12 protein-coding genes are annotated in these 13365 nt (G+C 60.2%); 7 read left to right on the forward strand and 5 right to left on the reverse strand.

Translation table 11 applies throughout. The annotated features are described in order from the left end of the window. Nucleotides 1–115 precede the first annotated feature (115 nt). Nucleotides 116–1582: a membrane-bound lytic murein transglycosylase MltF gene (gene mltF / locus AAAB16_RS18250; RefSeq protein WP_110616050.1), complete on the reverse strand. Its 1467-nt coding sequence runs from the start codon at nt 1580–1582 to the stop codon at nt 116–118. A gap of 166 nt (nt 1583–1748) precedes the next feature. Here mltF and purL point away from each other — a divergent pair, with 166 nt between their 5' ends. The 3 genes from purL (at nt 1749) to AAAB16_RS18265 (ending at nt 6455) form a co-directional block, all read left to right on the forward strand. Next, the gene (gene purL / locus AAAB16_RS18255) at nt 1749–5645 is read left to right on the forward strand and encodes a phosphoribosylformylglycinamidine synthase (RefSeq protein ID WP_340664599.1); all 3897 of its coding nucleotides are present in this window, start codon (nt 1749–1751) and stop codon (nt 5643–5645) included. A 145-nt stretch (nt 5646–5790) separates the two neighbouring features. Next, nucleotides 5791–5967 (forward strand): CDGSH iron-sulfur domain-containing protein, encoded by a 177-nt coding sequence (locus tag AAAB16_RS18260; protein WP_340664607.1) that lies wholly within the window; start codon nt 5791–5793, stop codon nt 5965–5967. Between the two features lie 170 nt (nt 5968–6137). After that, nucleotides 6138–6455, forward strand: coding sequence for a YqfO family protein (locus AAAB16_RS18265; protein ID WP_340664600.1), 318 nt, complete (start codon nt 6138–6140; stop codon nt 6453–6455). A gap of 166 nt (nt 6456–6621) precedes the next feature. Here AAAB16_RS18265 and AAAB16_RS18270 read toward each other — a convergent pair whose 3' ends face one another. Continuing rightward, nucleotides 6622–7125 carry a L,D-transpeptidase family protein gene (locus AAAB16_RS18270; protein ID WP_340664601.1) on the reverse strand — a complete coding sequence of 168 codons (504 nt, stop codon included), beginning with the start codon at nt 7123–7125 and terminating at the stop codon, nt 6622–6624. Between the two features lie 52 nt (nt 7126–7177). Further along, nucleotides 7178–7747 carry an NUDIX hydrolase gene (locus tag AAAB16_RS18275; RefSeq protein ID WP_340664602.1) on the reverse strand — a complete coding sequence of 190 codons (570 nt, stop codon included), beginning with the start codon at nt 7745–7747 and terminating at the stop codon, nt 7178–7180. A 162-nt stretch (nt 7748–7909) separates the two neighbouring features. On the opposite strand from AAAB16_RS18275, the gene AAAB16_RS18280 reads away from it, so the two are divergent. Genes AAAB16_RS18280 through purT form a run of 4 tightly spaced genes read left to right on the forward strand, consistent with a single transcriptional unit; the run spans nt 7910 to nt 10513 of the window. Then, nucleotides 7910–8512, forward strand: coding sequence for a CoA pyrophosphatase (locus AAAB16_RS18280; RefSeq protein WP_340664603.1), 603 nt, complete (start codon nt 7910–7912; stop codon nt 8510–8512). A 46-nt stretch (nt 8513–8558) separates the two neighbouring features. After that, nucleotides 8559–9083, forward strand: a complete 525-nt coding sequence (locus AAAB16_RS18285) for a gamma carbonic anhydrase family protein (RefSeq protein WP_340664604.1) — start codon at nt 8559–8561, stop codon at nt 9081–9083. Further along, nucleotides 9080–9289 (forward strand): DUF1289 domain-containing protein, encoded by a 210-nt coding sequence (locus AAAB16_RS18290; RefSeq protein WP_340664608.1) that lies wholly within the window; start codon nt 9080–9082, stop codon nt 9287–9289. The genes AAAB16_RS18285 and AAAB16_RS18290 overlap by 4 nt, the downstream gene beginning before the upstream one ends. A gap of 42 nt (nt 9290–9331) precedes the next feature. After that, nucleotides 9332–10513 (forward strand): formate-dependent phosphoribosylglycinamide formyltransferase, encoded by a 1182-nt coding sequence (gene purT, locus AAAB16_RS18295; protein WP_340664605.1) that lies wholly within the window; start codon nt 9332–9334, stop codon nt 10511–10513. A 74-nt stretch (nt 10514–10587) separates the two neighbouring features. Here purT and AAAB16_RS18300 read toward each other — a convergent pair whose 3' ends face one another. Then, the gene (locus AAAB16_RS18300) at nt 10588–11904 is read right to left on the reverse strand and encodes an MFS transporter (protein WP_340664606.1); all 1317 of its coding nucleotides are present in this window, start codon (nt 11902–11904) and stop codon (nt 10588–10590) included. A 190-nt stretch (nt 11905–12094) separates the two neighbouring features. Continuing rightward, nucleotides 12095–13357, reverse strand: a complete 1263-nt coding sequence (locus tag AAAB16_RS18305; RefSeq protein WP_340664609.1) for an HlyC/CorC family transporter — start codon at nt 13355–13357, stop codon at nt 12095–12097. Nucleotides 13358–13365 lie beyond the last annotated feature (8 nt).

Consider the following 13365-nt stretch of genomic DNA (forward strand, 5'->3'; position numbering starts at 1 on the left):
ACGGTACACCGTCATTCCCGCGCAGGCGGGAATCCAGACTCTTCGTCACAACCTACATTCTGGATCCCCGCCTGCGCGGGGACGACGGGGTGGGCGGTTCGGGCGTCGTCCGGAGTTAAAGCGCCGCTGGCCCGTTATCGTCGGGCTTGCGTTTGTCGATGCTAGGAATGTGCAAGTTGCCTTCGGCCATCTGCCCGCCTTCCAGTTGCGGCTGGGTCACCCAGGTGAGGATGTCGTAGTAGCGGCGGATGTTTTGCACGAAGTGCACGGTCTCACCACCACGGGCATAGCCGTATTTGGTTTTGCTGTACCACTGCTTTTGCGACAAGCGCGGCAGCATGGTTTTTACGTTGAGCCATTTATTCGGGTCCAGCCCTTCGGCTTCGGCCAACTTGCGTGCGTCGCCCAAGTGCGCGATGCCGATGTTGTAGGCGGCCAGGGCAAACCAGGTGCGGTCCGGTTCGGTCAGCTCGGGGGCGAGGTTTTCCAGAATCGAGGCGAAGTATTTGCTGCCGCCATTGATGCTTTGTTTTGGGTCCAGGCGGTTGGATACGCCCATGGCTTCGGCGGTGTTCTGGGTCAGCATCATCAGGCCGCGCACGCCGGTTTTCGAGGTGGCGTTGGGTTGCCACAACGACTCCTGGTAACCAATGGCGGCCAGTAGACGCCAGTCCATTTCATAGGTTTTGCCGTTCTGGCGGAAGTGCTGTTCGTAGCGCGGCAGCCGCTGTTGCAGGTGTTTGGCAAAGGTGTAGGCGCCGACATAACCCAACACGTCGACATGCCCGTAGTAGCGGTCTTTCAGGCGTTGCAGCACACCGTTGATCTTCACCCGCTCCAGAAAGGCATTCACTTCTTTAAGCAGGCTGTCGTCGGTGCCGGGTGGCACTGCCCAGCCCAGGGTGTTGGCATCGCCGAAGTCAAAGGCCACGCGTACGTTGGGGAAGTACACCTGGTTCATCGCCAGTTCGTTGGAGTCCACCAGAGTCAGGTCGATCTGCCCTTCATCAACCATGCGCAGCAGGTCGACGATCTCCACCGCATCGGACTCTTCATATTGCAGCTCGGGGAACTGCACCTTGAGTTTCGCCAGTTGTTCGGCGTGGCTGCTGCCCTTGAGCACCATAATGCGTTTGCCGAGCAGGTCTTCCGGGCGGGTGGGGCGGTTTTGCCCTTGGCGGTAAATAATCTGCGGGGTGACTTCCAGGTACGACTGGGAAAACCGCGCCTGGGTCATGCGCCCCTGGCTGCTGACCAGACCAGCGGCAGCCAGGGCTGGGCCGTTTTCCTGGTTAAGTCGGGAAAAAATATCGTCGAGGCTATCGGCGGTTTCAATTTTCAGCTCAACGCCCAAGTCATCGGCGAAGCGCTTGACCAGTTCGTACTCAAAGCCGGTTTCGCCGTTGCGGTCCTGGAAGTAGGTCGCGGGACTGTTACGGGTGATCACCCGCAGAACGCCATCCTTCTGGATGCGCTCAAGGGTTGTTGGCTGAGGCTCACTGCAGCCGCAGAGCAACAGAAGAAAGGTGGCCGCCGCCAACCATTTCTGGGGGCGTTTGTGCAGCGAGGTGTGTGCAAGCATCGGCGGAGTATACGCAAAGCGCTGAGGTCGCCATATCTCGACAGCCTGGGTGCTCTTCTGCTAGCGCCAAACTGTCGACTGAGTCCCTGTCGCGGGTGCCTAGGCGCAAGCTTTGCGCTAGAATGCACGGCCTCAAAGCATCCCCCTTCCCGAGGCTGTCCCGAAGATGTTGATCCTGCGCGGCGCTCCTGCCCTTTCTGCCTTCCGCCACGGCAAGTTACTCGAGCAACTGACTGCCAAAGTCCCCGCTGTTACAGCGGTGTATGCCGAGTTTGCCCACTTTGCCGACGTGACTGGTTTGCTCTCCGGCGATGAAGAGAAAGTGCTCGCCCGCTTGCTCAAGTACGGCCCCAGTGTGCCGGTGCAAGAGCCAAGCGGCTGTCTGTTCCTGGTGCTGCCGCGTTTTGGCACCATCTCCCCGTGGTCCAGCAAGGCCAGCGATATCGCCCGCAACTGTGGCCTGGCGAAGATTCAACGCCTGGAACGCGGCATTGCTTATTACGTAGCCGGCGAGCTCAGCGATGCTGACGCCGAGTTGGTTGCCGCCGCCTTGCACGACCGCATGACACAACTGGTGTTGGGCGATCTGGAACAGGCCGCCGGTCTGTTCAGCCACGCCGAACCCAAGCCGCTGACCGCCGTCGATGTATTAAAGGGTGGCCGCGCCGCATTGGAACAGGCCAACAGTGACCTCGGTCTGGCCCTGGCCGATGACGAAATCGACTATCTGGTCGCCGCCTTCGTAAAACTGGGGCGCAACCCCCACGACATCGAACTGATGATGTTCGCCCAGGCCAACTCCGAGCATTGCCGGCATAAAATCTTCAACGCCAGTTGGGATATCGACGGCGAGAACCAGGAAAAAAGCCTGTTTGGCATGATCAAAAACACCTTCCAGATGCATGGCGAAGGTGTGTTGTCCGCTTATAAAGACAACGCCGCCGTGATCGAAGGCTCGGTCGCCGGGCGCTTTTTCCCGAACTCCGAAACCCGCCAATACGGCGCGGTGCAAGAGCCGGTGCATATCTTGATGAAGGTGGAAACCCACAACCACCCAACCGCCATCGCGCCATTCCCCGGCGCTTCTACCGGCTCTGGCGGTGAGATTCGCGACGAAGGTGCTACCGGTCGCGGCGCTAAACCGAAAGCCGGCCTCACCGGCTTTACCGTGTCCAACCTGCAGATTCCAGGCTTTGAACAACCGTGGGAAACCCCGTACGGCAAGCCTGAGCGCATCGTCACGGCGCTGGACATCATGATTGAAGGCCCGCTCGGCGGCGCCGCGTTTAACAACGAATTCGGTCGTCCGGCCCTGACTGGTTACTTCCGTACCTTCGAGCAAAAAATCAACACGCCCCACGGCGAAGAAGTGCGTGGCTACCACAAGCCGATCATGTTGGCCGGTGGTATGGGCAACATCCGCGCTGAGCACGTGCAGAAAGCCGAGATCACCGTGGGCTCCAAGCTGATCGTACTCGGCGGCCCGGCCATGCTGATCGGCCTGGGCGGCGGCGCTGCTTCGTCGATGGCCACCGGCGCCAGCTCGGCGGACTTGGACTTTGCCTCCGTGCAACGGGAAAACCCGGAAATGGAGCGCCGTTGCCAGGAAGTGATCGACCGCTGCTGGCAGTTGGGCGACAAAAACCCCATCAGCTTTATCCATGACGTTGGCGCTGGCGGTCTGTCCAACGCCTTCCCGGAACTGGTTAACGATGGCGGCCGCGGTGGTCGCTTCGAACTGCGTGCGGTACCAAACGACGAGCCGGGCATGGCCCCGCACGAGATTTGGTGCAACGAATCGCAAGAGCGCTATGTACTGGCCGTCGATGCGGCGGACTTCGATACCTTTAAAGCCATCTGCGAGCGCGAGCGCTGCCCGTTTGCCGTGGTCGGCGAAGCGTTGGAAGAGCCGCAACTGACCGTGGCCGACAGCCATTTCGGCAACAACGCCGTGGATATGCCGCTGGAAGTGCTGCTGGGTAAAGCGCCGCGTATGCACCGTTCCGCCGTGCGTGAAGCCGAACTGGGCGATGATTTCGACGCCGCCAGCCTCGACCTGAAAGAAGCCGTTGAGCGCGTGCTGCACCACCCGGCTGTAGCCAGCAAAAGCTTTTTGATCACCATCGGCGACCGCACCATTACCGGCCTGGTTGCCCGCGACCAAATGGTTGGCCCATGGCAAGTGCCGGTGGCTGACTGCGCCGTTACCGCCACCAGCTTTGATGTGTACACCGGTGAAGCTATGGCCATGGGCGAGCGTACGCCGCTGGCCTTGCTTAATGCCCCGGCCTCCGGGCGTATGGCGATTGGCGAAACCCTGACCAACATCGCTGCGTCGCGCATTGGCAAAATTTCCGACATCAAACTGTCGGCCAACTGGATGTCCGCTGCCGGTCACCCAGGTGAAGATGCCCGTTTGTATGACACGGTAAAAGCCGTTGGTATGGAGCTGTGCCCGGAACTGGGTATCACCATCCCGGTGGGCAAAGACTCGATGTCGATGAAAACCCGCTGGAGCGAAGAGGGCACCGATAAGAGCGTGACCTCGCCGTTGTCGCTGATCGTGACCGGTTTTGCCCCGGTGCTGGATGTGCGCAAAACCCTCACCCCGCAACTGCGCATGGATAAAGGCATCACCGACCTGATTCTGATCGACCTCGGTCGTGGCCAGAACCGTATGGGCGCTTCGATCCTTGCCCAGGTCTACGGCAAGCTCGCCCGTCAGGCACCGGACGTTGACGACGCCGAAGACCTCAAAGCCTTCTTCGCCGTGATCCAGGGTTTGAACGCCGACGGCAGCCTGCTGGCCTACCACGACCGTTCCGACGGCGGCCTGTTGGTTTCCGTGCTGGAAATGGCCTTCGCCGGCCACTGCGGTTTGAATATCGTGCTCGACACCCTGGCCCATAGCCGCGAAGAACTGGCCGCCGTGCTGTTCAACGAAGAGTTGGGTGCGGTGATTCAAGTGCGTCAGGACGCTACCCCTGAAGTGTTGGCGCAATTCAGCGCCGCCGGTTTGGGCGACTGCGTGGCCGTGATCGGTCAGCCGCTGAACAATGCTGAAGTGAACATCAGCTTTAACGACCAGCCGGTGTTCACTGGCGAGCGTCGCATGTTGCAGCGTGAGTGGGCGGCGACCAGCTACCAAGTGCAGCGTCTGCGCGACAACGTTGAATGTGCTGAGCAGGAGTACGACGTACTGCTGGACGAAGCCAACCCAGGCTTGAGCGTGAAGCTGGGCTTTGACGTTAACCAGGATATTGCCGCGCCCTACATTAAGAAAAACGTGCGCCCGCAAGTGGCCGTGCTGCGTGAGCAGGGCGTTAACGGTCAAGTGGAAATGGCGGCGGCGTTCGACCGCGCCGGCTTCAACGCCATTGACGTGCATATGAGCGATATCCTCGCCGGCCGTGTCAGCCTGGAAGACTTCAAAGGTCTGGTGGCTTGCGGTGGGTTCTCCTACGGTGACGTGCTGGGTGCCGGTGAAGGCTGGGCCAAGTCGGTACTGTTCAACAGCCGCGCCCGCGACAACTTCAGCGCCTTCTTTGAGCGCAAAGACAGCTTTACCCTCGGCGTGTGCAATGGTTGCCAGATGATGTCCAACCTGCACGAACTGATTCCGGGCAGCGAGTTCTGGCCGCACTTTGTGCGCAACCGTTCCGAGCAGTTTGAGGCCCGTGTGGCCATGGTGCAGGTGCAGGAATCGGCCTCGATCTTCCTGCGTGATATGGCCGGTTCCCGTATGCCAATCGCTATCGCTCACGGTGAAGGCCATGCTGAATTCGAAAGCGAAGAGGCGTTGCTGGAAGCGGATCTGTCCGGTTGTGTATCGCTGCGCTTTATCGACAACCACGGCAAGGTCACCGAAAACTACCCAGCCAACCCCAACGGTTCGCCGCGTGGCATTACTGGCCTGACCAGCCGCGATGGCCGCGTGACCATCATGATGCCGCACCCGGAGCGGGTATTCCGCGCCGTGCAGAACTCGTGGAAACCCGAAGAGTGGGAAGAGGACGGCGGCTGGCTGCGCATGTTCCGTAACGCCCGCGTCTGGGTGAACTGAGTTAACGGCTGTGACTGAAATACAGGGGCCGGGCAAGCCTGCCCCTGCTGCATTACCCGCTTCACCTGCTCCCATACTTCCCGAGGTGCGCTTGCTTAACGCAGGCGCCACCTTGCGCTTCTGTACCTGTGGTCAATCGGCGCAAATGCCCGATTGCTCCGCCACTTGTGAAAACGCCCTGACCTACACCGCCAAGCGCGAGCAACGTCTGTTGCTGTGCCGCTGTGGGCGCTCGCAAAAATTGCCGTTCTGCGATGGCAGCCATCACCCCGCAGCGCCCTCAGTGAGGAGCAAGTGGCGGCGATTCTGGGCGGGCTTATAAGCAAGTTGTCTAACTGGCGCTGAACACTTTTGCCCGCTGCTTACTCAAAGAAAGCATTGCAAAATTGCACCCTTATGCGTGATTGAGGCAATATGCCATCACTGCATGCTGATTAATTGGCGCCAGTAAAGCATGCGCCGCCAATCACGCGAGAGCTCGTGGAGACCAGGATGTACAAGCTGTGTTTTTATGTTCCGGAAAGCCATCTGGACGTTGTTAAGAATGCTGTGTTTGGAGCGGGTGCGGGGCGGGTAGGGAATTACGATAGCTGCTGCTGGCAGGCATTGGGCCAGGGGCAGTTTCGGCCGTTGCCGGGCAGCCAAGCGTTTATCGGTCAGCCTGGGGTGTTGGAACAGGTGGCCGAGTGGAGAGTGGAGTTGGTGGTGGCGGATGAGTTGATTCATGACGCAGTGAAGGCGTTAAGAGGCGCTCATCCGTACGAGACGCCGGCGTTTGAAGTGTGGCGGTTATCGGATTTGGTTTTCTAAACATTAAAGGCGTCACGTGAGGCGCCTTTTTAGTGGGCATGTATTTCTTTAATCAAATCTGGATTCCCGCCTGCGCGGGAATGACAGATGTCTTATGCAAAAAACCGTCGCCCCCGCGTAGGCGGGGGCCCAGGTGCGGTGAGCGTGACGTCGACGCAGGCTGGTTTTAAGGTCGAATCTCGATCAATGTGCCGTCTTTGACCAAGCTCCACACCTCGCGCATATCGTCGTTTTTCATGGCGATGCAGCCCTCGGTCCAGTCCAGGGTATGGAAGTACCACTCGGGAAATTCGTCATCAATTGGCGTGCCGTGAATCATGATCATGCCGCCTGGTGGTACGCCTTCTTTGCGCGCCGCCGCCTGGTCTTTGATGTTGGGGTAGGAGATGTGCATGGCCAGGTTGTATTTGTCGCTGATCTTGCGCCAGTCGATCCAGTAGAAGCCTTCGGGGGTGCGGCTGTCGCCTTCGCGCTGCTTCGGGCCCTTGGGCTTTTTGCCGAGGGAGATGCGGTAGCTTTTCAGCGTTTCGCCCCGGTTCATCAAGAACAGCTTGTGCTCGGCTTTTATCACCAGCACTTTGTCCACGGTTTTGCCATCCAGCGTTACGGTGGTGGAGGCATGCGAGAACATCGCCAACGACAGGCAGACAAAGGCTAACAACAGACGCATCAGTGCAATTCCAGGTAGTGGGCCGCGTGGGGCAGCCCGCAGTGTTGTGTGGTTAAACGCCGCTCTGTTTAACAGAAGGGAAGTGCGGGCGTAGAGCTTCTAGTGGCTCATTACGCACCGGGAAGTGTTGGGCCACCCGGTCGGCGAAGAAGCATTCTAGGGTACGTCCTACGGTCGGGAAAGCCAGCTCGGACCAAGGGATCTCGGCCTCGGAAAACAGCTTCACTTCCAGGCTTTCCTCGCCTACGGCGAAGTCGAGGTCGACCAGTTCGGCGCGGAAAAATACGTATACCTGGCTGATATGCGGCAGGTCGTAAATGCCATACAACTCCAAGTTACGCACCCGCGCGCAGGCTTCCTCGATAGTTTCACGCATGGCGGCTTCGGCCATGGTTTCGCTGTTTTCCATAAAGCCGGCGGGCAGGGTCCAGTAACCTCGACGCGGTTCGATGGCGCGGCGGCAGAGCAGCACCTGATCACCCCAAATCGGCAGACAGCCGGCGACGATGCGCGGGTTCTGGTAATGGATGGTCTGGCATTCATTGCACACATAACGCAGGCGGTTATCGCCTTCGGGAATTCGCTGCGACACGCTGTGGCCGCACTGGCTGCAGTAGTTCATCCCGTCTCCTGGGGCTGGGTTGCGGCTGTGTCGCGCATCTTCGCGTGCCCTGCGGCCAGGAGCAAGGCTGGCGCTAACTGTCGAGCGAGCGGGTGCAGGGCTTGGGCAGCTTTGCGCTTTCATGCCATGATGCCCGGCAGAACAAAAGACCGAGAATGCCCCATGCTCGATGAGCTGCTCCAGCGCGTGCGCGACTACAGACCAGTCGTTCTGGGCACCGACCGAAGCTTTCCTGAAGCCGCCGTTTTGGTGCCCATTACCCGCAGTGAAAATCCGGAACTGATATTGACCCTGCGCGCCAGCGGGCTGTCGACCCATGGCGGCGAAGTGGCCTTTCCTGGCGGTCGGCGCGACCCCGAAGATGCTGATCTGGTCGTCACCGCCCTGCGCGAAGCTGAGGAAGAAATCGGCCTGCCGCCTGGCTTGGTGGAGGTGATCGGGCCGCTGAGCAGCCTGGTGTCGCGCCACGGCATTCAGGTCACGCCTTATGTCGGCGTGGTGCCAGACTTCGTTGAGTACCAACCCAACGACGGTGAAATTGCCGCGGTATTCAGTGTGCCGCTGGAGTTCTTTCGCAGTGACCCGCGCGAGGTCACCCACCGCATCGATTACCGTGGTCGCGACTGGTACGTGCCCAGCTACCGCTACGGCGAATACAAAATCTGGGGGCTGACGGCGATTATGGTGGTCGAGCTGGTCAACCTGCTTTATGACGCCGGGATCTCCCTGCATCAGCCGCCGGACCACTACATCAGCCTGAGCTGAGCCCTTTAAAGCCGTTTGAACAGCGCCCGCCCGTGAGGAACCGCCTATGAAATATCGCTTGGGACAATCGAGTGTCGACACCCATCCCGAAAGCTGGGTGGCGCCCAACGCCACGCTGGTTGGCAAGGTCAAGCTGGAACCGGGTGCTAGCGTCTGGTTTAACGCGGTGCTGCGGGGTGACAACGAGCTGATCCATATCGGCGTTAACAGCAACGTGCAAGACGGCACGGTGATGCACACCGATATGGGCTTTCCGCTCAATATTGGTACTGGCGTGACCATCGGCCACAACGCCATGCTGCATGGCTGTACGGTGGGTGATTACAGCCTCATCGGTATTAACGCGGTGATCCTCAACGGCGCAAAAATCGGCAAGTACTGCATCATCGGCGCCAATTCGCTGATCGGTGAAGGCAAGGAAATTCCCGATGGCTCGCTGGTTATGGGCTCGCCCGGCAAGGTGGTGCGCGAACTGAATGACGCGCAAAAGAAAATGCTCGAAGCCAGCGCCGCCCACTACGTTCATAATTCGCAGCGCTATGCCCGCGACCTGGTAGAGCAGGACGACTGATGGACGCCGAACGCCCGGTGCGCTCGCCTTGCGTTAGCGTCTGTGCCCTGGATGACGACGATATCTGCACCGGCTGCCAACGCAGCGCGGATGAAATTATCCGCTGGGGACGCATGGACAATGCCGAACGCCGTCTGGTGCTCGGCTACTGCCTGCAACGCGCGCGTGCCAGCGGCTTGCTGACTGAACCCAGCAAGCCGGTTTAGTTTTTTCCCTTACTTAACAACTGCACCCTGAAGGAAAGCCTCATGCCTCGTATCGGAACTCCCTTGTCGCCCAGCGCGACGCGCGTCTTGCTGTGTGGCTCGGGTGAGCTGGGCAAGGAAGTAGTGATCGAGCTGCAGCGCCTGGGCGTTGAAGTGATTGCTGTGGACCGTTACCCGAACGCACCGGCCATGCAGGTCGCGCACCGCAGCCACGTGGTCGACATGCTCGACGGCGCCGCCCTGCGTGCGGTGATCGAGCTGGAAAAGCCGCACTACATCGTGCCGGAAATCGAAGCCATTGCCACCGCCACCCTGGCTGAGCTGGAAAGCGAAGGCTACACCGTGATCCCGACCGCACGTGCCGCACAGCTGACCATGAACCGCGAAGGCATCCGCCGCCTGGCCGCCGAAGAGCTTGGCCTGCCGACCTCGCCGTACCGCTTCGCTGACACCTTTGAAGAAGCCAAAGCCGCCACCCAAGCGCTGGGCTTTCCGTGCCTGATCAAACCGATCATGAGCTCCTCGGGCAAAGGCCAATCGGTACTGAAAAGCGCCGACGACCTGCAAGCCGCCTGGGACTACGCCCAAGCTGGCGGCCGTGCCGGCAAGGGCCGAGTGATCGTGGAAGGCTTTATCGACTTCGACTACGAAATTGCCCTGCTTACCGTGCGCCATATCGGCGGCACGACCTTTTGCCAGCCAGTCGGCCACCGCCAGGTGAAAGGCGACTACCAGGAATCCTGGCAGCCACAAGTGATGAGCGATAAAGCCCGCGCCGAAGCCGAGCGCATCGCCCTGGCCGTCACCGGTTCATTGGGTGGTCGTGGTTTGTTTGGTGTGGAGCTGTTCGTTAAAGGCGATCAGGTGTGGTTCTGCGAAATCTCCCCGCGCCCGCACGACACCGGTTTGGTCACCCTGATTTCCCAAGACCTGTCCGAATTTGCCCTGCATGCCCGCGCCATTCTTGGTCTGCCGATTCCCGCCATTCGCCAGCTCGGTCCATCAGCCTCGGCCGTGGTGTTGGTGGAAGGTAAATCGACCCAGACCGCGTTCAGCAACCTGGGCGCTGCATTGAGCGAGCCAGATACCGCGCTGCGCCTGTTCGGTAAGCCGGAAGTGAATGGTCAGCGCCGCATGGGCGTAGCCCTGGCACGCGATGAGTCCACCGATGCCGCCCGCGCTAAAGCGACCCGTGCCGCCCAAACGGTAGTTGTAGAGCTCTAAGCTCGTGTAGGGTGTGCTGTGCGCACCATTGCAATCTCGGCAAGATCGCGTGGTGCGCGCAGCACACCCTACCGTTAGCCGATCTGTTGCAGATCGGCGTTCTTGGTTTCCTTCAGGCATAGCACGGCAATCACGCTGAGCAACGCTGCCGCCGACACATACCCACCGACCCAGCTCAAGCCACCCATGGCCACCAACTGCTGGGCAAAAAACGGTGCGGCGGATGCCCCGACAATCCCACCCAGGTTGTACGCCGCCGACGCGCCGGTATAACGCACGCGGGTCGGGAATAGCTCCGGCAGCAATGCGCCCATCGGCGCAAAGGTCACGCCCATTAAAAACAACTCAATGCTTAGGAACAGGGCCACGGCCCAGGTTGAGCCGTGGGTGAGCAAAGGCTCCATGGCAAAGCCGGAAATAATCGCCAACACGCCACCGACCACCAACACCGGCTTGCGCCCAAAGCGGTCGCTGGCCCAGGCCGACAACGGTGTCGCCAGCGCCATAAACACCACGGCAAAGCACAGCAGACCGAGGAAGGTTTCCCGTGTATAGCCCAGGCTGGAAATCCCGTAGCTTAAGGAAAACACCGTGGAGATATAGAACAGCGCATAGCACACCACCATGGCGCCGGCGCCCAACAGCATCGGTGCCCAGTGGTGGCTGAACAGTTCGAACAGCGGCACTTTCACCCGTTCTTGGCGGGCGACGGCGTTGGCAAATACTGGGGTTTCTTCCAGCTTCAGGCGCACGTATAGGCCAACCATCACCAGCACGGCGCTAAGTAGAAACGGAATGCGCCAGCCCCAGTCCTTGAACTGCTCATCGCTCAAGGTCATCGCCAGGGTCAGGAACAGGCCGTTGGCGGCGAGAAAGCCAATCGACGGGCCAAGCTGCGGAAACATACCAAACCAGGCACGTTTGCCCGGTGGGGCGTTTTCGGTGGCCAGCAACGCCGCGCCACCCCATTCGCCACCCAAGCCCAGGCCTTGGCCGAAACGCAGCAGGCACAGCAGTATCGGCGCCCAGGCGCCAATGCTGGCGTAGCCCGGCAGTACGCCGATCAACGTGGTGCACACGCCCATCAGCAGCAACGAGGCCACCAGCGTCGACTTACGCCCTACGCGGTCGCCAAAGTGGCCGAACAAGGCCGAGCCCAGTGGCCGCGCAAGAAAGGCGATACCAAAACTCAAAAACGCCGCCAAGGTTTGCGCCGTGGTGGAGGTGGCGGGAAAAAACACCGGGCCGATCACCAGCGCCGCTGCGGTGGCGTACACATAGAAATCGTAGAACTCGATGGCGGTGCCAATAAAGCTGGCAGTGGCGACGCGGGCGGTGGAGTTCGCAGGTTTGCCTTCGTCGGCAATGGCGGTGCTGATAGCGCTAGTCATGCGTGGCCTCTGATGGGCGAAATTATTGTGGGGGCAGCGCGCAGGGATAAAACGCGGGAGGTGCGCAGCGTGGGGAAGAGCGCTTTGTGAGGCCTTCCGAAGCTGCCGTGCCCGGCTTGCGGTGGGCAAGGCGGGGCAGGGGAGTTCGACTATAAAAGCGCCGCAGCGCTGCTGACAATCACACCTTCAGCTAATCAGCCGATTCACTCGGTGCATTTGGGTTGAGGCGCGGCGCAGGGCGCCAGACACGCACGCTTTTTACGCGGTTGTCGGTGGACTGCAGGATTTCCAGCCGATACGGGCCGATCTTCAAACACACCGCGCTGTCGGGAATATTTTCCAGCGCTTCGGTAATCAACCCATTAAGGGTTTTTGGCCCGTCACACGGCAGGCTCCAGCCCAAGGCTTTGTTCACTTCGCGAATATATGCGGCGCCGTCGATCACCTGGGTGCCATCTTCTTGCGGGTGAATATCGGGGCTGCGCAGGGCGTCTTGGTTGCTGAAGTCGCCGACGATCTCTTCCAGAATATCTTCCAGGGTGACGATGCCCTGCACATCGCCGTACTCATCGACCACGATGCCAATGCGCCGTTTCTGTTTTTGGAAATTCAGTAGCTGGGTCGATAGCGGCGTGCTTTCCGGCACGAAGTAGGGCTCGTGAGCGGCAGCGCTCAGGGCTTCGATGGTCAACTGGTCGTGGGTCAGCAGGCGGGCGATCTGGCGCATATGCACCACGCCTTCGATCTGATTAAGGTCGCCGCGAAACACCGGCAGGCGCGTGTGCGACGTCGTGCGCAGCTGGGTGATGATGTCGTCCAGCGGGTCGTCGAGGTCGATGCCGGTGACCTCATTGCGCGGAATCATGATGTCGTTAACCGTCACCGTTTCCAGGTCGAGGATGCTCAGCAGCATGCTCTGGCGATTTTGCGGCAGCTCATGGGTGGCTTCGCGCACCACACTACGCAGCTCTTCGGCACTCAGGCCGTCTTTGCGCTTACGCGTGGGGTCGATGCCGCACAGGCGCAGCAAACCGTTGCTAATGGCGTTGAGCAGCCACACCAACGGCGCAAACAGCTCCACCAACAAGCGCACCGGCGCGCTAAACGGAAAGGCAAACGCTTCCGGGCGCAATACGGCGAGGGATCGTGGCGTGATATCGGCGAACAGCAGCAAGGCCAGGGTCAGGCCCAAGGTGGAGAGGATCAGGCCGACTTCGCCCCACAGCTCCAGTGCCAATACCGCGGCGACAGTGGCGGCCAGTACGGTCACCAAGGTATTGCCGAAATGCAGAATACCCAGCAGTAGCTGTGGGCGGTTGAGCAAGGTGCTGGCGCGCTTGGCGCCACGCCGACCTTGTTTGGCCAAGTAGCGCAGGCGGTAGCGGTTAAGGCTAAGCAGGCTGGTTTCGGAGCTTGAGAAAAACGCCGAGCAAAGGATCAGGAACAGCAGCAGGCCAAACA

It is taken from the genome of Pseudomonas sp., from assembly GCF_037994325.1.
Taxonomy (GTDB): domain Bacteria; phylum Pseudomonadota; class Gammaproteobacteria; order Pseudomonadales; family Pseudomonadaceae; genus Aquipseudomonas.